This is a genomic window from Sinorhizobium terangae (genome assembly GCF_009601505.1).
Taxonomy (GTDB): Bacteria; Pseudomonadota; Alphaproteobacteria; order Rhizobiales; family Rhizobiaceae; genus Sinorhizobium; species Sinorhizobium terangae.
The window spans coordinates 1-21,166 of record NZ_WITC01000038.1 but is presented as its reverse complement, the minus strand read 5'-3'; the positions used below and the strand labels follow the sequence as shown (position 1 = coordinate 21,166).

General features: G+C 61.7%; 24 protein-coding genes and 2 pseudogenes. 16 read left to right on the top strand and 10 right to left on the bottom strand.

Annotated elements, in window-relative coordinates; genetic code table 11:
- Positions 1 to 163: 163 nt before the first annotated feature.
- From GHK62_RS11620 to GHK62_RS11605, 5 genes and pseudogenes are all read left to right on the top strand, one after another.
- Complete coding sequence (locus GHK62_RS11620; protein WP_184109050.1) at positions 164 to 685, top strand: hypothetical protein; 522 nt, start codon at positions 164 to 166, stop codon at positions 683 to 685.
- A gap of 260 nt (positions 686 to 945) precedes the next feature.
- Positions 946 to 1,419 (top strand): VOC family protein, encoded by a 474-nt coding sequence (locus GHK62_RS11615; protein WP_153439214.1) that lies wholly within the window; start codon positions 946 to 948, stop codon positions 1,417 to 1,419.
- Positions 1,420 to 1,590: 171 nt separating this feature from the next.
- A pseudogene (locus tag GHK62_RS35200) lies at positions 1,591 to 2,070 on the top strand (adenylate/guanylate cyclase domain-containing protein); the annotation flags it as partial.
- A 153-nt stretch (positions 2,071 to 2,223) separates the two neighbouring features.
- A complete protein-coding gene (locus GHK62_RS11610; protein ID WP_234886861.1) occupies positions 2,224 to 3,372 on the top strand; it encodes a tetratricopeptide repeat protein in 1,149 nt (382 codons plus the stop codon).
- Between the two features lie 416 nt (positions 3,373 to 3,788).
- Positions 3,789 to 4,379, top strand: a complete 591-nt coding sequence (locus GHK62_RS11605; protein ID WP_153439210.1) for a YqaA family protein — start codon at positions 3,789 to 3,791, stop codon at positions 4,377 to 4,379.
- A 257-nt stretch (positions 4,380 to 4,636) separates the two neighbouring features.
- On the opposite strand, the gene GHK62_RS11600 is transcribed toward GHK62_RS11605, so the two are convergent.
- The gene (locus tag GHK62_RS11600) at positions 4,637 to 5,536 is read right to left on the bottom strand and encodes a LysR family transcriptional regulator ArgP (protein ID WP_153439208.1); all 900 of its coding nucleotides are present in this window, start codon (positions 5,534 to 5,536) and stop codon (positions 4,637 to 4,639) included.
- Positions 5,537 to 5,640: 104 nt separating this feature from the next.
- On the opposite strand from GHK62_RS11600, the gene GHK62_RS11595 reads away from it, so the two are divergent.
- Positions 5,641 to 6,249 (top strand): LysE/ArgO family amino acid transporter, encoded by a 609-nt coding sequence (locus GHK62_RS11595; RefSeq protein WP_153439233.1) that lies wholly within the window; start codon positions 5,641 to 5,643, stop codon positions 6,247 to 6,249.
- A 134-nt stretch (positions 6,250 to 6,383) separates the two neighbouring features.
- Positions 6,384 to 6,764, top strand: a complete 381-nt coding sequence (locus tag GHK62_RS33885) for a hypothetical protein (RefSeq protein ID WP_184109053.1) — start codon at positions 6,384 to 6,386, stop codon at positions 6,762 to 6,764.
- 276 nt (positions 6,765 to 7,040) lie between these two features.
- On the opposite strand, the gene GHK62_RS11585 is transcribed toward GHK62_RS33885, so the two are convergent.
- The 4 genes from GHK62_RS11585 to GHK62_RS11570 all read right to left on the bottom strand — a co-directional run bounded on the left by GHK62_RS11585 (position 7,041) and on the right by GHK62_RS11570 (position 9,525).
- Complete coding sequence (locus tag GHK62_RS11585; RefSeq protein WP_153439206.1) at positions 7,041 to 7,457, bottom strand: DUF1801 domain-containing protein; 417 nt, start codon at positions 7,455 to 7,457, stop codon at positions 7,041 to 7,043.
- Positions 7,458 to 7,498: 41 nt separating this feature from the next.
- On the bottom strand, positions 7,499 to 7,888 hold the full coding sequence (locus GHK62_RS11580) for an ester cyclase (RefSeq protein ID WP_153439204.1): 390 nt from the start codon (positions 7,886 to 7,888) through the stop codon (positions 7,499 to 7,501).
- A 19-nt stretch (positions 7,889 to 7,907) separates the two neighbouring features.
- Positions 7,908 to 8,441 (bottom strand): DUF1801 domain-containing protein, encoded by a 534-nt coding sequence (locus GHK62_RS11575; RefSeq protein ID WP_153439202.1) that lies wholly within the window; start codon positions 8,439 to 8,441, stop codon positions 7,908 to 7,910.
- Between the two features lie 553 nt (positions 8,442 to 8,994).
- A complete protein-coding gene (locus GHK62_RS11570) occupies positions 8,995 to 9,525 on the bottom strand; it encodes an Lrp/AsnC family transcriptional regulator (RefSeq protein WP_153439200.1) in 531 nt (176 codons plus the stop codon).
- Between the two features lie 48 nt (positions 9,526 to 9,573).
- On the opposite strand from GHK62_RS11570, the gene GHK62_RS11565 reads away from it, so the two are divergent.
- The 4 genes from GHK62_RS11565 to GHK62_RS11550 all read left to right on the top strand — a co-directional run bounded on the left by GHK62_RS11565 (position 9,574) and on the right by GHK62_RS11550 (position 13,542).
- On the top strand, positions 9,574 to 10,794 hold the full coding sequence (locus tag GHK62_RS11565) for an MFS transporter (protein WP_153439198.1): 1,221 nt from the start codon (positions 9,574 to 9,576) through the stop codon (positions 10,792 to 10,794).
- Positions 10,795 to 10,927: 133 nt separating this feature from the next.
- Positions 10,928 to 12,253: an MFS transporter gene (locus GHK62_RS11560; RefSeq protein WP_153439196.1), complete on the top strand. Its 1,326-nt coding sequence runs from the start codon at positions 10,928 to 10,930 to the stop codon at positions 12,251 to 12,253.
- Between the two features lie 154 nt (positions 12,254 to 12,407).
- A complete protein-coding gene (locus GHK62_RS11555) occupies positions 12,408 to 13,019 on the top strand; it encodes a class I SAM-dependent methyltransferase (RefSeq protein ID WP_153439194.1) in 612 nt (203 codons plus the stop codon).
- A gap of 193 nt (positions 13,020 to 13,212) precedes the next feature.
- The gene (locus GHK62_RS11550) at positions 13,213 to 13,542 is read left to right on the top strand and encodes a hypothetical protein (RefSeq protein WP_153439192.1); all 330 of its coding nucleotides are present in this window, start codon (positions 13,213 to 13,215) and stop codon (positions 13,540 to 13,542) included.
- A gap of 54 nt (positions 13,543 to 13,596) precedes the next feature.
- Here GHK62_RS11550 and GHK62_RS34215 read toward each other — a convergent pair whose 3' ends face one another.
- The 4 genes from GHK62_RS34215 to GHK62_RS11530 form a co-directional block, all read right to left on the bottom strand.
- A complete protein-coding gene (locus GHK62_RS34215; RefSeq protein ID WP_153439190.1) occupies positions 13,597 to 13,809 on the bottom strand; it encodes a GDCCVxC domain-containing (seleno)protein in 213 nt (70 codons plus the stop codon).
- A gap of 109 nt (positions 13,810 to 13,918) precedes the next feature.
- Entirely contained in the window at positions 13,919 to 14,359 is a 441-nt protein-coding gene (locus GHK62_RS11540; protein WP_153439188.1) for a DUF411 domain-containing protein, read from the bottom strand.
- Between the two features lie 191 nt (positions 14,360 to 14,550).
- A complete protein-coding gene (locus GHK62_RS11535; RefSeq protein ID WP_234886860.1) occupies positions 14,551 to 14,826 on the bottom strand; it encodes a hypothetical protein in 276 nt (91 codons plus the stop codon).
- 387 nt (positions 14,827 to 15,213) lie between these two features.
- Positions 15,214 to 15,624 (bottom strand): cupin domain-containing protein, encoded by a 411-nt coding sequence (locus GHK62_RS11530; RefSeq protein ID WP_153439186.1) that lies wholly within the window; start codon positions 15,622 to 15,624, stop codon positions 15,214 to 15,216.
- Positions 15,625 to 15,908: 284 nt separating this feature from the next.
- Here GHK62_RS11530 and GHK62_RS34210 point away from each other — a divergent pair.
- The 5 genes and pseudogenes from GHK62_RS34210 to GHK62_RS11505 form a co-directional block, all read left to right on the top strand.
- Positions 15,909 to 16,091: pseudogene (locus GHK62_RS34210) on the top strand (Crp/Fnr family transcriptional regulator); the annotation flags it as partial.
- Positions 16,084 to 17,310 (top strand): chromate efflux transporter, encoded by a 1,227-nt coding sequence (gene chrA / locus GHK62_RS11520; RefSeq protein ID WP_153439184.1) that lies wholly within the window; start codon positions 16,084 to 16,086, stop codon positions 17,308 to 17,310. The pseudogene GHK62_RS34210 and the gene chrA, both read left to right, overlap by 8 nt.
- Before the next feature lie 186 nt (positions 17,311 to 17,496).
- Positions 17,497 to 18,150: a hypothetical protein gene (locus GHK62_RS11515; RefSeq protein WP_153439182.1), complete on the top strand. Its 654-nt coding sequence runs from the start codon at positions 17,497 to 17,499 to the stop codon at positions 18,148 to 18,150.
- Between the two features lie 89 nt (positions 18,151 to 18,239).
- The gene (locus GHK62_RS11510) at positions 18,240 to 19,487 is read left to right on the top strand and encodes an MFS transporter (protein ID WP_153439180.1); all 1,248 of its coding nucleotides are present in this window, start codon (positions 18,240 to 18,242) and stop codon (positions 19,485 to 19,487) included.
- A gap of 246 nt (positions 19,488 to 19,733) precedes the next feature.
- Positions 19,734 to 20,189, top strand: a complete 456-nt coding sequence (locus GHK62_RS11505; RefSeq protein WP_153439178.1) for a hypothetical protein — start codon at positions 19,734 to 19,736, stop codon at positions 20,187 to 20,189.
- Here the strand turns inward: GHK62_RS11505 and GHK62_RS11500 are convergent.
- A protein-coding gene (locus tag GHK62_RS11500; RefSeq protein ID WP_167528167.1) for an IS630 family transposase occupies positions 20,161 to 21,106 on the bottom strand; the annotation gives its coding sequence in 2 pieces (ribosomal slippage) (positions 20,161 to 20,766 and positions 20,768 to 21,106; 945 coding nt in all). The genes GHK62_RS11505 and GHK62_RS11500 overlap by 29 nt on opposite strands.
- Positions 21,107 to 21,166: the final 60 nt, after the last annotated feature.

Genomic DNA, 21,166 nt, shown 5'->3' with positions numbered 1-21,166 from the left:
GCAATGTTGGCGCGCCTTTGCGATCACTTCGGCGAGAGCGGCGCGACGGCCTACGCCACGCGTGGAACTCGCGGTATAACTGCGCTGTGTCCTTGAAGCACAACCCATAGCGTGTCACAGATCTGCCGATAGGATCGCTATCGGACATGCGGTGTGTGGCTTAATGGGTGCTTCAAAAGGGGAGATGACTGGGCAGCCGCGCATTAAGCCGGCCCGGATCTTACTGTTCGTTTGGGTGCAGCTTGGTGTGCTGCCTGTATTTGCCAAGATGATCGGGTATAACTTCCTGCCATCTGTCGAATGGGTATCGAGGACAAGCATTTCAGGACTTGCGACTGGGCTGGTCTCTGCTGCCCTGCTGTTCTGGATTGCCCGGAACGGCATGGAAATCGCTCCGGGCGGCCCCTTCAGGAAGGCTATCGGGGTCATCGCCGCTCCGTTCATTGGTTACATTCTCGGAAAGAACGTCGTCATCATCGCCGCTCCGATGATTCTTGCGTTGATCGCAGGCCATCAGGTGGAGCTCCCTTTTACCGTGGCAGACGTCGACCGTAATGGCGGCCGTCGCTGCAACTCACCGCTTGATCTGCAAGGGCTGCCGCTCAGAGCATTTGCGGCGTTCCTGGCAGGCAGGGCTTGGCAGCCGGTAGCCACGTCGTGGTCATCGGCCACGGCACCAATATAGGCGTCTTCGCAGAAAGTCTGCGCCGGGTCGATTGAGGTGGACGACCGCCTTGGATCACGAACGGCCGTCGGGCTTAGTCTAGGCGACGCCGGGGGACGTGAAAGATCGACCCGTTGCAAAATTTCGCAGGGTTCCACCTTTTCCCTGTCGGAAACCGAGTGCTTCATTCGTCCTCAGGGGGTGACCGCCCTGGGGGTGGAGAAAAACGGTTGGCTGCCTATTTCGGAGGGTGGCTGCTTCAAAAGCGAAAGGAACATGTGATGTCGAAGAACACGATTTGCCTCTGGTTCGACAAGGACGCCGAGGCTGCCGCTCGCTTCTATTCAGAGGTCTTTCCCGACACCAGGGTGACTGCCGTGCACCGTGCACCGAGCGACTACCCGTCCGGCAAGGAGGGCGACGTGCTGACGGTCGAATTCACGGTTGCGGGCATTCCTTGCCTCGGCCTCAACGGCGGTCCCATGTTCAAGCATAACGAAGCCTTTTCATTCCAGATCGCCACCGACGACCAGGAGGAGACCGACCGCTACTGGAACGCCATCGTTGGCAATGGCGGGCAGGAGAGCGCGTGCGGCTGGTGCAAGGACAAGTGGGGGATTTCCTGGCAAATCACGCCGCGTGTACTGACCGAAGCGCTTGCTGCTGGCGGTGCCGAGGCTAAGCGCGCCTTTGATGCCATGATGGACATGGGGAAAATCGACGTCGCCGCGATCGAAGCGGCCCGGCGCGGCTGACGCTTCGTCGGGTCTCGCCCGCCAGAGAGGACGCTCTATTGCAAACAGAGGCGACCGCCTTGGAACAAGTGCGGTCGCCGGCGTTCGCCCGGATGCACCTGAAGCGGTCACTTTTGCAGCGCCCAGACACGCAAAGAGCGGATTTTGAATGCCTTAACTGAATTCTATGGCATGCTGCTTGATGCAATCCGTAGGAGGGCGTCTATGGACCGCAGACTGGCAGCGATCCTCGCCGCTGACGTCGTTAGCTTCAGTCGGCTCATGGAGGCCGACGAATCCACGACGCTCCGCTCGTTGGTGGCCCACCAGAGCGAGCTCTTGAACCCGAAGATTGCAGAGCACAACGGCCGGGTCGTAAAGCTCATCGGCGATGGCATTCTCGCCGAGTTTCAAAGTGTTTTGGAAGCGGTAGCCTGTGCTGTCGACATACAGCGCGCGATGATCATTCGAAATGACCCAATTCCGCCGGATCACCGCATTGAGTTCCGGATCGGCATTAATTTGGGAGACGTCATCTTGGAGAATGGCGACATCTTCGGCGACGGCGTGAACGTCGCGTCGAGGCTGGAGGGGATTGCACGGCCAGGCGGAATCGCCGTATCGGCCGCTGTGCGCGATCTTGTCCGGGAACGGCTGGACATCACCTTCGAAGACACTGGAGACCAGTACCTCAAGAACATCACGCGGCCGATCCGCGTCTATCAGCTTCATCTGGAGGCGCAGACGCCGGATGCAACCAACCTGATCGACACGCCCCTTGCCCTGCCGAAACGACCGTCGATCGCAGTGTTGCCGTTCGAAAACATGAGCGGCGATCCGCAGCAAGACTATTTTGCCGACGGCCTGGTCGAGGATCTCATCACGGAACTGGCCAAGATTCCCAGCCTCTTCGTGATCGCGCGCAACTCGAGCTATTTCTACAAAGGAAGGCCTGTTGACGTGAAGCAGGTCGCTCGGGAATTGGGCGTACGCTACGTGCTCGAAGGCAGTGTCCGACAATCCGCCAACCGAATCCGCATCACGGGACAGCTTTTGGAGGGGACGGGTGCGACGCACGTATGGGCAGATAGGCTCGAGGGCTTCGCCGAGGACTTGTTCGATCTTCAAGACCGTTTCGTGACCAGCATCGTCGGTGCGCTGGAACCGTCGATACGCCGAGCCGAAATTGAACGTGCGCTGCGAAAACGGCCGGATGCACTGGACGCATACGACCTCTATTTGAAAGCACTCCCGCACACCTATGCGAATTCGCCGGCTGAAACGCAAAAAGCGCTGCTGCTTTTGGAGGCCGCCCTGAAGCGCGACCCGAACTATGCGCTGGCACATGCCTATGCGGCGTGGTGCCATGAGCAAAGTTACTTCCGCTGTGGATTTGACGAACGGGATAAAACTCTTGCGTTGGAACACTGCAATGCCGCGCTCAACCTTGGTGTCGATGATCCGCAGGCCCTAAGCATCGCCGCCTTTGTCAAGTCCAATTTCACGCATGACTACGACGCGGCCATTATCGTTCTGGATCGGGCGCTGGAGCTCAATCACAATTCGGCCCTCGCATACGGCTTCAGTGCCCTGGTAAATGCCCATAGCGAGCGAAACGAAAGAGCCATCGAGCATGCACTGCTTGCGCTGAGGCTCAGCCCGTTCGATCCCCTGAATTATCATCCTTACTGTGCGCTAACGCTGGCCCACTGGTTCAGCGGCCGCTTCGGGGAGGCCGCCACCTATGCGGCGCTTGCTGTCGGAGCGAACCCGAACTTCAGCGTCGCCTATGCCTACTTCGCGGCGGCACAGGTCGAGTTGAACAATTTCGAGGCGGCAGGAGAGGCTGCAAAGCGCCTTGTCGAGATCGCGCCATCGTTCACGATCGGCGGCTTCACCCGAATGGGGCCTTTTCGACCCGCGTCGATACAATCGCTGGCGAACGCTCTCGGGAAGCTGCCGCTGCCTCCATGATCGGTACCATTTGCCGTCGTGAGCGCACTTCCCGCTACGCGCAAATTGCCAACATTGAGTTCGGCTGGCGGGAGAGCAGCTTTTTCTTGCTCCAGATTCGTTCCCGAAATAACCGCTTGCGGTTTACGGGCGACTGTTATCGGTCTGTTGCAACCAGCGTGCGATCGATGGGTAGGCTGTCAATCCACGAGCGCCTGTTTGCAGTGTTCGACGGCCGTTCGACAGGTTCCCCGTTCATGGTGCTCTGAATTGCGACACGATTTTTGACGACATGGATATGGCTCTACCCCCCGCGGCGCCAGGATTGGCTCAAGTCGCTGACGATGTGTTCTCCGCCCGATGAAAGGTCACGCGCGCAATCCCGGCCGGCGTGAACACGCCGCGGACGGGATTTGCTGCAGTTGAAAGGTGGCTCCATGCTCCGATCCTTATACGACTGGACGATGTCTCTTGCCGGGAAGGGCTCATCGGAAAGATGGCTCGCCGCCATTGCTTTTGTCGAAAGCTCCATCTTTCTCGTGCCAGCCGACGTTCTTTTTGTGCCCATGGCCCTGGCAAGGCGGGACCGGGTTTGGCGCTACGCGCTTATCGCCTCAGTCGCGTCCGTGCTCGGCGGTATCGCCGGCTGGCTTATCGGATATTACGCATTCGAGACAGTCGCCCGGCCGATACTGGAGTTTTACGGGAAGCTCGACACTTTCGATCACCTGAGCCAGTCCGTTGACTTCTCGACGATCGTACTGCTCCTGATTACCTCGGGCTTTGCGCACCTGCCGCCGATCAAGGTCGTGACCATTCTGTCTGGGGTTGCTCACGTGAACATCTGGTTGTTCGCCATTTCCGCCGCGCTCGCACGCGGGTCGCGGTTCATGCTTCTAGCCTGGCTTTTGCAGCGCTACGGCGAGTCGGTACGCGATTTCGTAGAGCGGCGGCTGACACAGCTCGCGACCGCTGCCTGCATGGCGGCTTTCTTCGCTTTCGTTGCCTATCGCTACATCGTTCATTAGAGCGCCGTGCGTTCAAATGAACGCATAAAGGACGCTCTAGCGCATCGGCCCGAAAATCGGACCCGATTTTCGGAAAGCACGATGCGTGGAATCAAAGAGTTACAGCGTCCTTTGTGCGTCCTAAAGGACGCACGGTGCTGTAGCGCTTTGATTCTAGAAGAAAAGGCGCCGGCCTAAGCGGCGAAAGTGGGTGTCGCCGTCGCGGCAGCCCTTTACAGCGCCGCGCGTCGAATGCGGCATTGGCGGCCATTGAAGCTTCACCCGAGAAGTCGCGCCTTCGCCGTTGCAGCCACTTCGTGCGTCAGGTCTACCAGCCGGTCGGCGGCGAGGCGGCTGATCTGCCAGAAAAGCGGCACGTCCAGCGGAGTGTGGGGGATGAGCTCGACGAGCCGCCCGGAAGCCAGGTGCTCTCCGGCGAGGAGGGCAGGGTTCATGCACCAGCCCATGCCGGAGAGGCTCGCATCGAGAAAGCTCTGCGTCGATGGCAGCCAATGGGTGGGGTAGGCAAGATCCTGGCCAAAGGCCTGACGAATCCAGCGACTTTGCAGCCTGTCTTTCTGATTGAAGGTCAGCGCGGGCGCGCGGCCGATCGCCTCTGTCGTGACACCATCGGCGAAGTATTTCGCCACAAATTCGGGACTTGCCGTTGCATGATAGCGCAGTGCTCCGAGGGAGGTGCGCCGGCAGCCCGGGATCGGCTTCTCTACGCTGGTGACAGCCGCGAGCACGCGGCCGCGCTGCAGCCATTCGGCCGTATGCTCTTCGTCGTCGATTGCAACATTCAGAAGATACCGGGATCGCTTGGAAAAATTCGAGATGGCCGGCAGGAACCATGTTCCAAGGCTGTCGGCGCTGGTCGCGATGTAAAGCGTCACTTGCTCGCGCGGCTTGTCAGGATCGGCAAGCGCCGGAAGAAGCTCCATCAACTCGCCTTCGAGCATGCCGACATTTTCCATGTGCCGGCAGAGCCATGCCCCCTTCTCGGTTGCCGTGCACGGATTTCCCCGGACGATCAAGACCACGCCGAGGCGCTCTTCCAACTGCTTCACCCGCTGGGAGACGGCCGACGGCGTGACGTTCAACGCGGCAGCTGCCTTTTCGAAGCTGCCGGTCTGGACGACGGTCGCCACTGCGTGAAGCGCAGGGTAATCGAGCATGGCATTAGCTCTACTTAATTGAGTTTATCTCATTTAATTATCCTAAGTCCCGGACGTCCGCTAGAGAAATGCCGACTCTTTCGTTTGCGGAGCATTTCGTCAGCATGGACCTTCCGATCTATATGACTGGCCTGATGATGGGCTTGAGCCTGATCGTCGCAATCGGTGCGCAAAACGCCTTCATCCTGCGCCAGGGATTGCGGCGCGAGCACGTGTTCGCCGTGTGCCTCACATGCGGCGTCTCCGATGCCATCCTGATCCTCTTGGGCGTCACCAGCCTCGGGCAAATTGCGGCCATGCTGCCCTGGCTTGACCCCGCAATGCGATTTGGGGGAGCGGCCTTTCTCATCTGGTACGGCGCAAAAAGCCTACATTCTGCAGTTCGATCTTCCGGAGCCCTGACGGTTGAAGAAGAAGTCTCTTCCAGGTTCTGGCCGACCTTTGCGACCTGCCTCGCGCTCACCTGGCTCAATCCGCATGTCTACCTGGATACAGTCGTGCTTCTCGGCACCATTGCGACACGCTTTCCCGGGCAGGAAATGCTGTTTGCTGCCGGCGCCATGTCGGCTTCCTTCCTGTTTTTCTTCGCGCTTGGCTACGGTGCCAAGTGGCTGCGCCCGGTTTTCTCTCGGCCCTCGGCATGGCGGGTGCTGGATCTCGCGATCGCCGCCGTCATGTGGACGATCGCCTACAGGCTGTTGAGCGGGATGTAATCCCGTTCAGGTGCGCCGCTGTTTTCGGCGCGTCTATGGTCCATTTGGAAGTTTTGAGAACTATTTGGGAGCGCTTAATTACGAAGCGGTTCGTAGCCTGCAGAATTCAACCTCCAAAGCATATGGAGGTTGCCATGAACGATACTCTGACCCTTGCGAAAGCCCGGTATCAGGCGGCGCTGCCGGCAACGCCTGCGGGACTGGCGGAAGTGTCGCGACGGCACCACAGCCTTCCGGCCCTGCGAGGCACGAGACATGAGACCGAGGCGGAGATCGCCAAACCCTTGGCTGAACACACCGCAGCCAACGGTCTCTTTCGGCTTCTCGGCACCTTGGCCACGCATTGGAGAACCTGGCGAGGTAGCCGGGCAATTCGGGCAGAGATCGACGATTTGAGCGACGGACAGGTGCGTGATCTGGGTGTCTGCCGCGTTGCGCGGAGGGCGCGGTGGCTCGACGGCGCGGATACGCGACTTCCGATGGATTATTTTTACCGGATCCATCCGGACGTCTGACGGCAAGGGCTAGGGGGACGTGGATGTCGAGCCTCGCCGGATTATGCCGTTCTGCAGGAGCGTATCCGCAAGGCCATTGACGACCGCGAGCTCGGACCGGAAGCCGACGCTGCCGGGCTCGCATCCGTGGCCTCGGCCATCATGCATTCGCTCGCTATTCGAGCGCGCGCCGGCGAGCCGAGAGATGCGCTCGACAGGCTCAGCAACGCGGCGGTCGACCTGATCTGCGGGAAGAACGACCGGACTAGATGCGGGCTGCGCCTTCGCGCAGACAGATCAGGCGCTCTTCGGTTTCTTCTGCGAACGGACAGCTTTGGCAGACGTGTTCAGCGCCACCGCGGCGCGGATGAGCAACTTCAGCGCCTCTTCATCGATCGTTTCGCCCTCGCGGATATCGATCGCACGCCGGGTGTTGCCTTCGAGGCTGGAGTTGAAGAGGCTGGCGGGGTCCTCGAGCGAAGCGCCCTTGGCGAAGGTCAGCTTCACGACCTGCTTGTAGGTCTCGCCGGTGCAGATGATTCCGGCATGCGACCACACCGGAACGCCTCGCCACTTCCACTCCTCGACGACTTCGGGGTCGGCCTCCCGGATGAGCGACCGGACCCGGGCGAGCGTTTCGCCCCGCCAATCGCCGAGCTCTTCGATTCTGGCATCGATCAGCCGAGAGGGAGAGTCTTCTGCTTTTCCGTCCATCGGTCGCCTTTCTTCGTGGTTGTTGAAGCTTATTTCTGGAACTACTCCAGCTGAGACTCAATGGCCGCCTTGTCGATGATAGACCAGACCGTTTCGATCCGGCCGTCCACAAATTCGTAGAAGACATTTTCGGCAAACTGGACTTTTCGGCCGTTGACGGCGAGGCCGAACAGCATGCCTCTTGGGGTGCAATCGAAACGTAAGCGGCTCGCAATGCGGGGCGGCTCTGAAACCAGCAGTTCTACGTCGAAATAGGGATCGGGAATCGCGGCGAAATCGTCTTCGAGCATGCTGCGATATCCTGACAGTCCGATCCGCTTGCCGTTGTAGTGAACGTCCTCGTGAACGAAGGCCCCCAGATTCGGCCAATCATGGCTATTCAGGCACTGAATGTAGCCTCGATAGAGGTCGGAAAGTTCGGCTCTTGTCATGACCGCGGCTCACTCCCGCTCACATTCGTTCGCCGGGTATTTCGCTCGCCTGCTTGAACCAGGCGGCGAGCTGGGCCTCGTCGAGCTGATCGTTCTCGTGGATGTGGAAATGGCGCGCGTGCTCCATCTTGGACGCGACGGGGGGAGGCTGGTTCAGCGAGGCGCCGCGGAAGAAGGTCAGCTTGATGTACTTTGTGAAGCAATGAATGCCGAGGAACCAGCTCTGGCCGTCCATTCCGTAGAGCGGCGAGTTCCACTTGACCGCCTTCTGTACGTCGGGGACGGTGCGCACGATGAGCGCGTCGAGCCGGCGCCCGACGTCGCTCTTCCAGCCCGGCATGGCCGCGATATAGGCCTGCACGGGCGCGTCGCCGTAGCCCTTGGCGATCTGTGGATTGCCGCCCGAAAGCAGGGTCGGCTCCGTGGCCGCCGCCGGATACTCCTTCGCCGCAGCATTTTCGGATTTGCTGGCTGATGACCTGGCGATCGACTTCCGGGGTCCGGCGGGCTTCTCGGCGGCCTTCGCTGACTTGATGGACGTCTTGTCTGGCATGCGCTCGCTCCACTGCTGCATGGTTCCTCAGTCGGAATCGACCTTTGCGCGTCTCAAAAGACGCGGGTCGCAGTAACGGACGGCGCCAAGGATACGTTGATTTCCGGTGATGTCGACCCGCTGGGCAGTCCCGCCGTGCGGCGTTATCGAGCACCAGACCAGCTCAGGGCCGTCGGCGGGGAGTTACGGCGCGGCGCGGCAAGGGGATGCTCTGTATTGGCAGACGTGATAAGCGATCGGTCAACCTGACCGGTCAACCTGATACCCAGGGAACAACAAGCATCCCGCGAGTGTTGCTAGACCAATATAAAAGACCCTGGTAAGCACACATGCGTTTGATCTTGATAGTTATAGTTCTTTCCGTCATCAGCATACTGGCCTTCAAATACGCCGATAGGTCATTGGGCAATGCACCAATCGCCGCCACGGCGGAGGAACTCTCCGAACATTAGCGGGACGAGGGAAGGGCGCGCGGTTTTTCCGCCCGCACCGCGCCCGGCGCAGAGCGGGTTTTGACATACTCGGGCCCGGATCGGAAAGCCGGGCGGCCGGATTATTCCTGGCCTTTCACCAGTGTCGGCCATTCGCTCGTGGTGCCCGGCTGCACCGGCCGCTCCAGATAGGTCGAAAGCACGACATAGCTGCGTGTTGCCTTCACGCCGGGCGTGTCGTAGAGGCGCGCCAGCAGTCCTTCGAGCGCATGGGTGCTTTCGGTGCGAACCTTGAGCAGCATGCAGGTGTCGCCCGCGACCGAGTGGATCTCCTCGACTTCAGGATGCTGCTCGATCGCAAGCAGCGCCGGCGTCTTGCCCCAGCCGGTCGTGTCGACATGGACAAAGGCGAGCAGGGTCTTGCCCAGCGCCTCGGGGTCGACCAGAGCCGCGACGCGGCGGATTACGCCCGAGCGCCTGAGGCGTTTCACGCGCTCGTGCGCGGCCGGCGGCGAAAGGCCGACGCGTTCGCCGAGTTCGGCGTAGCTCGTGGTGGCGTCCTCGACCAGAACGCCTAACAGCTTTCGGTCCATCGCGTCGAGTTCACGGTCGGCGGGGCGCTTCCGCCGAATGTCATCTGTATTTTGGTCCATTCCGAAATTGCCTCTTGTTGCCGAATATCGTTCTGCGATTATGCGGGAATGGCGAACATCAATCAATCCATTCCAAACCTGTCCGCGGAGAGGGCGCGTATCCCGCCCTTCGCCTTCGTGCTGACCACCTGCATTGGCGTCATCGGCTCCAACTCGCTGGCGCTCGGTCCGATTGCGCCGGAAGTGGCGCGGAGCCTCGGTGCGGACGTTCCCGCCGTGATGACGGCCTCTGGCGCCTTCGGTCTCGGCACGGCGGCGAGCGCCATTTTCCTTGGCCGCCTCATCGACCGTCATGGCCCGCGCCGCATGCTGGCGGCGGCGCTGATCCTGCTTGCCGTCGGCCTTGGCGGCAGCGCGGCCGCGCCGACGCTGCCGCTGCTGGTCGCTTTCCAACTCATCGTCGGCATCGCCGCAGGCATCGCGCTTCCCTCGATCTATACGCTGGCCTCGATCATCGCGCCCGCCGGGCGCGAGAGCGAGACGATCGGCCTGGTGCTGACCGGCTGGACGCTGAGCATGGTGGCCGGTGTGCCGCTCTCGGCCGCCATCGCCGATTTCGCCGGGTGGCGCACGGTTTATGTCGTCGTCGCGACCGCGACCGTTCTCGCCTGCGCCGCCGTCCGGCTCGCCGCGGTCACGAGGGTTGCGGTCACCGGGGATTCTGAGGGCAGGCATGTCGGCGAGGGCAGGGCTACATCGCCGCTCGCGGCGCTTGGCGTTTGCGGCGTCGCGCCGCTTCTTTCCGCCTGCGCGGCGTTCATGGCGGCCTTCTATGGCGTCTACGGCTATATTGGCGACCATCTCCATGCCGCACTCGGCCTGCCTGTCAGTGCCAACGGCCTCGTCGCGGTCTCCTACGGGTTCGGCTTCGGCGGCGCGGCCTTTCTCGACCGGCTGATCGATCGCTTCGGTGCAGGCAGGTTGCTGCCGCTCATTTTTCTCGCCGTCGCCGGCGTCTATGTTGCGATGGTGGCGGCGAGCGGCTCCTACATCGCGATCCTGGCGGTGGTGTTTCTCTGGGGGCTCGTCAACCACTTCGGGCTCAACGTGCTCATCATGCGACTGACCGCGCTCGATCCCGCAAAACGCGGCGCCATCATGGGGCTCAACAGCGGCGTCACCTATCTAGCCCTCTTCGCCGGTACGATCGGCTTCGGCGCGGCCTATTCCGCAAACGGCTTCTTCATGCTGCCACTGGCGGCAGCCGGGCTGATGCTCACGGCCGCTTTGTTCGCGGCACGGGCGCCACAAAGTAAAATTCCGCAATAGCAATCCGGTGACGTCGGAGAGCCGCTTGCCGGAGAAGAGGCGGTTTTTATCGGCTGTTTTCGTGTTTCGGCTGTTTTCGTGCTAAAGTGCCGTAAAAATTTGGGGGCCATGTGTAGAAACGGGAGGAAGAAACATGGCTATCCAGGTCCCGACGGATTTCCGGCGCGTGATTGTTGCCGCGTCGGTCGGAAACATCATCGAATGGTATGACTTCTATATTTTCGGGAGCCTGGCCGCAGTGCTGTCGGTCAAGTTCTTCGAACCATCGCATCCGGTCGCAGCGCTCCTGAGCACGATTGCGCTGTTTACTGCAGGCTTCCTGATCCGTCCGCTGGGGGCGTTTCTCTTCGGCTGGATGGGTGACAGGGTCGGCCGCAAATACACGTTCCTGATTACGCTGAGCGGCATGGGCCTCGGCACTGGAGCGATCGGCCTGATCCCGACCTATGATGCGATCGGGCTTACCGCCGCGTTCCTGCTCTTCGGCCTCAGGATGATCCAGGGCCTGTGCCTCGGCGGCGAGTATGGCGGCGCCATCACCTATGTGGCCGAGCATGTGCCGGATGAACGCCGCGGCTACTATACCGGCTGGCTCCAGACTTCTCCGACGCTCGGGATCGTCGTGTCGCTGGCCGTGGTCATCGCCACGCGCACCTACTTCGGCAATGAAGTCTTCGAGGCGTGGGCATGGCGCGTGCCGTTCCTGCTGTCGTTCCTTCTGGTTGCGATTGCCATCTACATAAGGCTCCAGCTCCAGGAAACGCCGATCTTCGCGGAGATCAAGGCCAAGGGACAGATGACCCGGAATCCCTGGAAGGAAGCGTTCCTGAGCGCCAACGCCAAATATGTGGGGATTGCCACCATCGTGCTGATCGGGCAGGGAGTGGTCTGGTACAGCGGCCAGTTCTGGGCCCTGTACTTCCTGCAGCAGGTTTCCAAGGTGGACCCGCTGAGTTCGTCCTACATCGTCGGCGCAGCGCTGCTCCTTGCAACGCCGAGCCTGATCCTCTTCGGGTGGCTCTCTGACATCGTCGGCCGCAAGCCCGTGATCCTCGGAGGTATGTTACTCGCCGCGATCACCTATTACCCGCTGTATCTGTGGCTCGGAACAGTGACGCAGCCGGACAACATCAACTTCCCGATCGCGATCTTCATCATCTTCATCCTCGTCTGCTACGTCGGGATGGTCTATGGGCCGGTCGGGGCATTCCTGGCGGAATATTTCCCCGGGAGGATCCGCTACACGTCGGTGTCGGTGCCCTATCACATCGGCAACGGCTGGGGCGGCGGGCTGGTGCCCTTCATCACCTCGGCAGCGTTCGCGGCCACAGGCAGCATCGGCTATGCGCTGCTCTACCCGATCGTCGTTCCCGCCATCTGCTTCGTGCTCGCCGTGTTCCTGATGCCCGAGACGCGTCAGGTCAGCATATGGCAGCCGGCTGAGCCAACGGCTGGGTGAAGTCGACTACATGCGATGATGCCAGCGTCGTGCGTCTGAACACGCGCGGCGCGGGTGCGGGCGTGAACTGCCGGGGGCGCACCCTTTGCAAATTTTCCGCCTCTGCAACAGAATGTAATCCTGCGCCACGGATGCAGCAGCCAGGGAGGACATGATGGGCATCTACCGTGACGTCGTCCTGCCGAAACTCTGCGATCTGTCCATGCGCAACGAGCGCCTGCTTCCCTATCGCGAGCGGGTGATCGGCGCGGCGGAGGGGCGCGTGCTTGAGATCGGCTGCGGATCCGGCCTCAATCTGCCGCACTACCGCCCGGTGGTCCGCGAAATTCTGGCGCTCGAGCCTTCCCCTGGTCTCGTGGCCATGGCACGTCGCGTGCCGCATTCCGCCATACCCGTCAACTTCATCGAAGCCTCCGCCGAGGCGATTCCGCTCGATGACGGGAGCGTCGACACGGTGGTGACCACGTGGACCCTGTGCACCATTCCCGAGGCGGCCGAGGCACTTTCGGAAATGCGCCGCGTGCTCAAGCCCGGGGGCAGGCTGCTGTTCGTCGAGCACGGGCTTTCACCCGACCGCGGCGTGCGCTGGTGCCAGGATTGCCTCAACCCGATTTGGCGGCGCATCAGCGGCGGCTGCAATCTCAACCGTCCAATCCGGTCGCTGATAGAGGAGGGCGGGTTTCGGGTCGACCGGGTCGAGACCGGCTATATGCGCGGGCCGAAGCCGATGACCTTCATGTACGAAGGCAGCGCCCGGCCGAAGTAACTGGATATCCCGGCCGTGAATCCTTGCCAGGGCAACATGCACAGTGCCGGGAGCCAGACGAACAAGCTCGGCCATAAACTATTTACCTATCGACTGAACCTCGCAGCAACATCTCTCCGCTAATAGTGGCTCTTCATAGGTGGGCTTGGGCGCTGAGATGCAGATATCAATTTATATACTGCTGGGTATTGCCATGATTATTGCCAAGGGACGGCAGGTGCACAGGCTGCTTCGCAGCCGTAGCTACAGCTGGAAAAGCGCCGGCTTCATTTTCCTCGCCTGGTCGGCAATGACCCTGCCATTCATTGTTTCGGCCTGTGACGAGGTTGCCTGCGAATGGAGCCCGAACGTCGGCTGGTGGGCCGATTTGCTCCATCAGCTATCGCCCTTCGACAGCCTTGGTGCCGGCACGACGGTCACGGTGGTGTTGATCACCTATATGGTGCTGACGATCTACTTTCTCGGCCACTGCCTTGGTTGGATGCTTTATGGAACCAAGAGGCTTCTTCGGTTCGCGGTGTAGTCGTCGCGAGGCTCAGCCGGCGCCATTTGCCGGAACGGCTGCTGGGACTGGAAACTATTCGCAGCATTGAAGTTGCTGCTGTACCGGCGGGCACTTCACCGAACCATACGAGCAGAACACGCAGCAATCTCCTGGGCGGGGACGCAGCAGCGTCTTGCAGTTGGCGCACTCGTAATAGAACTGGCAGGCATCGGTCGGCATTGTCTCCTGCCGGGTGAAACCGCAATGCGGGCAGGTTAGCACGGATTCATGTACGACAGTCTTCATGCAGTAGACCTTCCTTCAGGTTACGCAATTCACTCTCGCAGAGGGGCGGAAGGCGACGCCGGTCGCCGTTCCGCCTTCGATGTGTCGTCCGTTGCAAATCAGTTCATGGTCATTCGGTCGCGTAGACCTCCGGTGCCTTGCCATCCTTGGGCACGGTGTAGATCACGAATTTTTCAGTCTTTGTGCCGCTCATGCCGGGCGAGCCCATCGGCATTCCCGGGAGCGTGATGCCGGCGATCGGGGGTTTTTCCTTGAGGAGCTTGCGCACGACGTTGATCGGTACGTGGCCGTCGATGACATAGCCGTCAATGAAGGTGGTGTGGCACCCCTGCATGTCTTCCGGTACGCCGGCCTTGTGGCTGATCGCGGCGAGTTCTTCGGTTTCCTTGACATCAACCTTGAAGCCGTTGTCGCGCAGATAGGCGACATAGCCCTCGCAGCAGCCACATTCCGGACTTTTATAGAGCGTTGCCTGCTGCGACTGGGCGAGCGCCGGCGTGGCGAAGGCGATGAGAGCCGCGAGGCTCGTGAGGCGGATCATGCGTCTCATTTCAATTCTCCATGGGTAAATCTGCGTGAGTTCCGTTTGTTTCAGGCGACGCGCAGCATCCTGCCGCCGGGACTGCCGGGGACTTCGACGACATGGGGCCGTGGATGTGTGTTCTCATCTCGAAGTCCGCTTCGGCACGAAAAATGTACGCGTTCGCTCGTCCGGCCCGTCGCGGTAGCGACAGCCGGAGATCAACCGATGTCGGTGGTTCGTGGCGGGGCGGGATCGGGCGGCGGCGTCTGGCCGTCGAGGGCCAGATCGGGAGCGACGACCGAAATCGGCGTCTCGCCGTCCGGCACGACTGCCGCAAGAGGGAGCGGCGCAATGATCGGGGCGGCACAGACATTGCCGCAGGCCATGGCCTTCATACCGCTATCGTCCGGCTGGTCCGGGCAACCCTGGCAGTCGCCATTCTCCACCATGTCGGACATGATCATGTTGGACATCGTCGCCATTCTAGCGGCCATGCTGCTCGCCTCGGCGAAAGACGCGCCCATACCCACGGCGAGGAAGACCGCGAGGAGAAAGGTGGCGATTTGTCTTGGTGCATGCCGTCGTGCCAAAAGCACTCTGCGCTTCCAGGCGGCATGCAGCCGTCGGATCAAACACTGCTGCATGGCAGCAGAACAATTGCGCCGATTTCCGTGAAACACAAGGCGCGGCGCCCGCTCTGCAACGGCTCGGCCTGTCAATATTGCGTGACGAAAGCGCACACCGGCTTCAGTGCGATTTGGGCACCCTCACGGATGGCCATGAAAAGGCGCCGCCTTGAGCACGAGGCGCTCTTCTTCCAAAAATCGAGCCGCCCTGGGGCTGCTGAACAGAACTCCCAGAGTCGGCGGTGAGGAAGCCGATCAATCGTCGGGGATCGTCAGTTCAGTTTCGTCCGTGTCGACGACGAAGACTGCCAGAATTTTGGCGTCTTTGGTATCGCTGGCATTGGCGCTGACCTGATGGTGGTCGCCAGGAGATTCAACCCAGTTTTCGCCGGTGTTGTAGATCTTGACCTCGCCGCCATTGACCTGGCTCTTGATGCGCCCCTCGATCACCGTTGCATAGATGAAGGCGCTCTTGGCATGCGTGTGCGACGGGTTGTGTCCGCCGGGCCCGTATTCCACCAGGACGCCCCGCATGCTCTTGCCGGGAACATGGGGCAGCTTCTGATCGAATACCGTCGTGATCTTGGCATTGTACGGCTCGTCGGCGAGTGCAGGTGCGGCGGTAATCAGTGCGAAGGAAAAGGCAGCAGCAATGGGCCTGAACATCAGATGTCTCCTCTATGTATGGGCTCCTGCTGCGATCTAATCGATGAATAGGCGGTTCAAGACTAGGTATACGTTGGTTTGCGGCCCGGGTTTGGGGAAGGGACGCAGCGGGGCTACCTGCTATGGGCCGCATCGTCTACGGTTGATGTCTGGCTCCTTCAGGATCTGCGCCATCTGCAGATGGGCTGCAAGGTGGACGTAACGGAGGTTCGCCCGGCTCGCCTCGATCCGGCGAAGCAATCGCGCTCTCGCGGAATGCCATGTCCAACGCGGCTTCGCCGGCGAGCGTCAGCGCCCGGCTCGACGCATGGATGACATGGAGCGATGGCACGTTGCCGGCCAAAGGCGACCGGAGGGCGCTGGCGGAAGAGATTGGCGTATCGCCGGAGGCGCTGTATCGGGAAATTTTGAGGCGGCGCTCGCAAGACCGGCGGGCATTTGGAACGGGAACGATGATCGATGGATGACAGGGCAATCGAGGCGACCGGAGGCGCGGATCACCGCAGGGGGAGCGCCGGCGAGGTCTTTGCGGCGTTCCTGAAGCTCGGCTTGACCTCCTTCGGCGGTCCGATCGCGCATCTCGGCTATTTTCGCGACGAGCTTGTCGTCCGCCGGCGCTGGATCGACGAGAAGGGTTATGCGGATCTCGTGGCGCTCTGCCAGTTTCTGCCCGGTCCAGCCTCGAGCCAGGCCGGTTTCGCGCTTGGGCTCCTGCGTGGAGGGCCGTTGGGTGCGGCGGCCGCCTGGGCCGCCTTCACGCTGCCATCGGCGATCCTGCTCGTGCTCTTTGCCTTCGGGGCGGCGTCGTTCGGCGGACCGATCGCGTCGGGCATCATCCACGGCCTGAAGGTCGTTGCCGTCGCAATCGTCGCCCAGGCAGTGTGGGGCATGGCGAGGAACCTCTGCCCGGACCGGGAACGCGCAAGCATTGCGCTTGCCGCGGTGCTGATCGTCGTCATCGTTTCCGGCGGGATTGGCCAGCTGGCGGCGATCGTGGCCGGCGGGCTCGCCGGACTGTGGCTCTGCCGGACGAAGGGCGAGGCGATTTCCGGGCATGTCAGCTTCCCAGTGTCGCACGCCACGGGTTGGATGGCGCTCGTCCTGCTCTTCTGCCTGCTCTTCGGCCTGCCGGTCGCGGTCGCGGCCACCTCGTCGCAGGGGCTCGCGGTCTTTGATTCGTTCTATCGCGCCGGATCGCTCGTCTTCGGGGGAGGGCACGTCGTGCTGCCGCTCCTTCAGGTGGAGGTCGTGCAGCCCCGCTGGGTCACGGCCGACCAGTTCCTTGCGGGATACGGCGCGGCACAGGCGGTGCCGGGGCCGCTCTTCACCTTCGCCGCCTATCTCGGCACGGTGCTCGGCCCCGAACCTAATGGCCTGCTTGGTGCCATCATCGCGCTTGTTGCCGTCTTCCTGCCGGGCTTTCTGCTCTTGATCGGCACCATTCCATTCTGGGATTCGTTTCGCGCAAGGCCCACGGCGCAGGCGTTGATGCGCGGTGCAAACGCTGCGGTGGTGGGCGTTCTCGGGGCGGCGCTCTACCAGCCGGTCTGGACCAGCGCGATCATCGGTCCGCACGAATTCGCGCTCGCGCTGACCTGCTTCGTACTTCTCATGGCCTGGAAATGTCCACCCTGGATCGTGGTCGTCGTGGCGGCGATCGGTGGCGTGCTGATCGGCCTCGCCTGAGAGCTCGTCTTTCGCGGCCATGCGAGCAGTTGCCGACCTGTGACGAGGAATGCGGGGAGGGAGATGCGTTACTGTACCGCAACCGACGGGGCGGCATTACACTGCTGCCGTGCACCGTGGCGTCGGATGAGACGCGCGGCGCTGTAGCCGAGCAACGCCACGAGCAATCGTCCGGAGGAGACCGCCATGGCAGAGGCGAATGAAGGCGAGGACCAGGTCCTGCAGATCATGACGACGGAGCACTTCGTGCTTCAAACCGCGCGGTCGGGCACCATCCAGGAAGCGAACCAGCGCGCGAACCTGTTCCTCACCTCGGTTTCGAGCGCGACGATCGCGCTTGCTTTCGTCGCGCAGGTCACGCAGATGGGTATGCCGTTCGTGCTGTTCAGCCTGATCCTGCTTCCTTGCCTTTATTTCATCGGCCTTGTCACTTTCGTGCGTGCCGTGCAGGTCGCGATCGAGGACATGGTGCATGCGCGCGGCATGGCGCGAATACGGCACTACTACGTCGAAAGCGCGCCGGTCATGCGGCGCTTTCTCATTCATGCCATTCACGACGATCGCTCGGCCGTGCTTGTCCACAAGGGTCTCAAGTCGTCGCCATGGCAATTCTTCGTGACGACGGCGGGAATGGTGAGCACCATCAATGGCGCGATCGCCGGCGTTTTCGCGGGCGTTGTCGCGCAATCGGCGCTCAGCCTGCCGGTCCTGCTCAGCGTGTGCGCCGGGCTTCTGGTTTTCGCTGTGAGCATCCTGCTGCTGCGGCGCTATCATCTGAATGCCTGGGCGGCGGCCGAAGAAAGTTTGACGGTCCTTTTCCCCGACGCCCCGGGCGAATGACGTTCAAGAACAGGAACATGCGGCAATTCAAGTGCTACAGCGTTCTTTGCGCGCCTGATCAGACGCGCGTGCTGTAGCGGAGCGTGACCATGGCCACGAAGAACGGCGCGACGACTACGCCCGGTATCCAGCTCGGCCTTGCCGAGAATTGGCCGCAGTTTGCGCTGCTCGTTCTGATCAACGCCTTTGTCGGCGGCATGGTCGGGATCGAGCGCACCGTCGTGCCGCTGATCGGGGCGGAAGAGTTCCATATCGCTTCGACGACGCTCGTCGTCTCCTTCATCGTCAGCTTCGGGATGGTGAAGGCGTTGGCCAACCTCGTCTCCGGCCAATTGGCGGATCACTGGGGGCGCAAGCGCGTGCTTGTGCTTGGATGGCTTTTCGGCCTGCCGGTCCCGTTCATGATCATTGCTGCGCCGAGCTGGAGCTGGATCATCGCGGCCAATGCGCTGCTCGGCATCAACCAGGGACTTGCCTGGTCGATGACCGTGATCATGAAGGTCGATCTGGTGGGGCCGAGGTCACGCGGGCTCGCGGTGGGGCTGAACGAGTTCGCGGGCTATCTCGCAGTCGGGGTGACGGCATTCGTCACGGGTTACCTCGCTTCGGAATATGGGCTGCGGCCGGCGCCGATCTATCTCGGCATCGGCTACGCGGTGCTCGGGGCGCTGCTTTCGATCTTCGCTGTTCGCGACACGCGCGATCACGTGCGGCTCGAGGCCTCGTCACGCCCGGAACAGCCGCCCTCAATCGGCTTCCGCGAAGTTTTCACGCTGACCTCTTTCCGGGACCGCAATCTTTTCGCTGCCTCGCAGGCCGGCCTCGTCAACAACCTCAACGACGGCATGAGCTGGGGCATCTTCCCGCTGTTCTTCGCCTCCTTCGGCCTCGGCGTCGAACGGATCGGCATTCTCAAGGCGATCTACCCGGCGACCTGGGGCATCCTCCAGATCGCGACCGGTCCCTTGAGCGACCGCTGGGGGCGCAAGGGGCTGATCGTCTGCGGCATGTGGGTGCAGGCCGCCGGACTGTTCCTGACGGCGCTGACCCGGCAATTCGAATGGTGGCTGGTCGCGAGCCTCCTCATCGGCCTCGGCACCGCCATGGTCTATCCGAGCCTGATCGTCGCCGTCTCCGATGCCGCGCATCCCGCCTGGCGTGCCCGCGCGCTCAGCGTCTACCGCTTCTGGCGCGACCTCGGCTACGCGATCGGGGCGCTCATGGCGGGGCTGATCGCGGACCGTTTCGGCCTTGGCGCGGCGATCGCATCGGTCGCCGCCCTCACATTCCTCTCCGGCGTCGTCGTTGCCGCGCTGATGCGGGAGGGCTCGCCGTAGCTGTTCTGAGTATCTGCGGGGCAGGCGACCGACTCGCCCATGGCGGTCATGACCGGAGCCTGGAGAGCGTAGCCGGTCGCCGCTGGAATTGGGTGGCCAGACCCGAGGAAGACGATGAGCACTGCCTCGTCCTCTCCCGACGCCGGAGCATGCCCGAGAGACGCGAAAGCGCTGACGGCTGTCTTGCGCCAAATGCGAACATCCATTAGCCCTGTTATCAACCGTACGGTTGACTAGGAGCGCGTCATGGATGTCTTCGAGCGCGAGCAGGCTTTTTCGGATAAGTTTGACTGCAGCTTCCCATATCGAAACCTCGGCGAGGCGGCCGCTCTCATTGAAGAAGCGCGATCGATTTCTGCCAACGCCGCATTTTGCGTCCTGTACCAGATCGCGTGTCCGCCATCCTCTGCAGAGATATCGAGGGAAACTCAACAAGAGTTGCTAACCATGTGGGTCGACAGTGCGGCGTCCCCCCTTGCAGCTTCGATTGTCATTTTTGCCCGCCACGTGTTCAACGGGGGTGTTGTAACAACAGAAGAAGCATTAGCCCTAATGCACCAGGTAGCAGCGGCTGATGGACAGTATGCTGCGCTGGCAGTGGTTTCTCATCTCGCTTACGAAGGGCTTGAAGGAGATGAGTTCGACATGATCGACATCCTAGAGTCTGTCAGACCTACGTTGAAACGTATCCTGCATGCCTGAGATAGGCGGCGCATTCGTGCGGGCTGAACGCCTTGAGAGCTTCGCCGACGCGCCGCCATGTCGCCTCGACGCTACGCTCGTCGGCCTTGCGCAGCAGGGTCTTGAGTTTGGCGAACATCATCTCGATCGGATTGAGGTCGGGGCTGTAGGGCGGCAGGAAGAACAGATGGGCGCCGGCGTCGCGGATGGCGCTGCGCGCCGGCTTGCCCTTGTGGCTGCCGAGATTGTCGAGGATGACGATATCCCCGGGGTTGAGGGTTGGCGCCAGGCATTGCTCGACCCAGGCGGTGAAGGCAATGCCGTTGATCGGGCCGTCGAGCACGAAGGGTGCGACGATGCGGTCGTGACGCAGCCCGGCGAGGAAGGTCAGCGTCTTCCAATGGCCATGCGGTATTCTGGCGATCAGCGGCTGGCCGCGCTGACACCAGCCGCGGCTGCGCGTCATGTTGGTTTTGACCCAGGTTTCGTCAACGAACACCAGGCGGCGCGGATCAAGTCGATGTTGATGGGTCTTCCAGCGGCTTCGGAAGCGCGCCACCTTCGGCCTGTCCTGCTCGCTGGCGATCAGCGTTTTTTTTAAATGTCTTGCCTTCGCGGCGCAGAAACCGCCAAACGGTGTCATGCGAGACATCGATCCCGGCCGCCTTCAGATCGGCGGCAAGCGCCCGCACCGTCCAATCGGTTTTGGCCGCCAGTCGGCGGTGAACCTCATCGGCCGCCGCGCCCCGCAGCATGGGTTTGACATGGCCCCCCATCTTGGCCGGCGCCAAACCGCGGCCGGACCGGTCGAGCTGGCCGATCCGCACCGCCGTCGCCGCCGATATCCCAAAGCGCAAGGCGGCCGCCCGCACCGTCATGCCTCCGGCCAAAGCGGCGGCGACGCGCTGGCGTAAATCAAGAGAAAGAGGTCGCGCCATCATTGCTGGCCTCCTCACCAGCAATGATCTTGAATCACAATCCCAACAAAAAGGGAATCC

Coding starts and splice junctions, on each gene's coding strand:
- GHK62_RS11585 (WP_153439206.1), bottom strand. CDS start 7,457: ATGGACGGAAAAGCAGAAGACTCTCCCTCTCGGCTGATCGATGCCAGA.
- GHK62_RS11615 (WP_153439214.1), top strand. CDS start 946: ATGTCGAAGAACACGATTTGCCTCTGGTTCGACAAGGACGCCGAGGCT.
- GHK62_RS34215 (WP_153439190.1), bottom strand. CDS start 13,809: ATGAAGACTGTCGTACATGAATCCGTGCTAACCTGCCCGCATTGCGGT.
- GHK62_RS11505 (WP_153439178.1), top strand. CDS start 19,734: ATGGATGTCTTCGAGCGCGAGCAGGCTTTTTCGGATAAGTTTGACTGC.
- GHK62_RS11595 (WP_153439233.1), top strand. CDS start 5,641: ATGGACCTTCCGATCTATATGACTGGCCTGATGATGGGCTTGAGCCTG.
- GHK62_RS11535 (WP_234886860.1), bottom strand. CDS start 14,826: ATGGCCGCTAGAATGGCGACGATGTCCAACATGATCATGTCCGACATG.
- GHK62_RS11600 (WP_153439208.1), bottom strand. CDS start 5,536: ATGCTCGATTACCCTGCGCTTCACGCAGTGGCGACCGTCGTCCAGACC.
- GHK62_RS11515 (WP_153439182.1), top strand. CDS start 17,497: ATGGCAGAGGCGAATGAAGGCGAGGACCAGGTCCTGCAGATCATGACG.
- GHK62_RS11570 (WP_153439200.1), bottom strand. CDS start 9,525: ATGGACCAAAATACAGATGACATTCGGCGGAAGCGCCCCGCCGACCGT.
- GHK62_RS11580 (WP_153439204.1), bottom strand. CDS start 7,888: ATGACAAGAGCCGAACTTTCCGACCTCTATCGAGGCTACATTCAGTGC.
- chrA (WP_153439184.1), top strand. CDS start 16,084: ATGGATGACAGGGCAATCGAGGCGACCGGAGGCGCGGATCACCGCAGG.
- GHK62_RS11620 (WP_184109050.1), top strand. CDS start 164: ATGGGTGCTTCAAAAGGGGAGATGACTGGGCAGCCGCGCATTAAGCCG.
- GHK62_RS11510 (WP_153439180.1), top strand. CDS start 18,240: ATGGCCACGAAGAACGGCGCGACGACTACGCCCGGTATCCAGCTCGGC.
- GHK62_RS11540 (WP_153439188.1), bottom strand. CDS start 14,359: ATGAGACGCATGATCCGCCTCACGAGCCTCGCGGCTCTCATCGCCTTC.
- GHK62_RS33885 (WP_184109053.1), top strand. CDS start 6,384: ATGAACGATACTCTGACCCTTGCGAAAGCCCGGTATCAGGCGGCGCTG.
- GHK62_RS11575 (WP_153439202.1), bottom strand. CDS start 8,441: ATGCCAGACAAGACGTCCATCAAGTCAGCGAAGGCCGCCGAGAAGCCC.
- GHK62_RS11610 (WP_234886861.1), top strand. CDS start 2,224: ATGAGCGGCGATCCGCAGCAAGACTATTTTGCCGACGGCCTGGTCGAG.
- GHK62_RS11530 (WP_153439186.1), bottom strand. CDS start 15,624: ATGTTCAGGCCCATTGCTGCTGCCTTTTCCTTCGCACTGATTACCGCC.
- GHK62_RS11605 (WP_153439210.1), top strand. CDS start 3,789: ATGCTCCGATCCTTATACGACTGGACGATGTCTCTTGCCGGGAAGGGC.
- GHK62_RS11560 (WP_153439196.1), top strand. CDS start 10,928: ATGGCTATCCAGGTCCCGACGGATTTCCGGCGCGTGATTGTTGCCGCG.
- GHK62_RS11555 (WP_153439194.1), top strand. CDS start 12,408: ATGGGCATCTACCGTGACGTCGTCCTGCCGAAACTCTGCGATCTGTCC.
- GHK62_RS11550 (WP_153439192.1), top strand. CDS start 13,213: ATGATTATTGCCAAGGGACGGCAGGTGCACAGGCTGCTTCGCAGCCGT.
- GHK62_RS11565 (WP_153439198.1), top strand. CDS start 9,574: ATGGCGAACATCAATCAATCCATTCCAAACCTGTCCGCGGAGAGGGCG.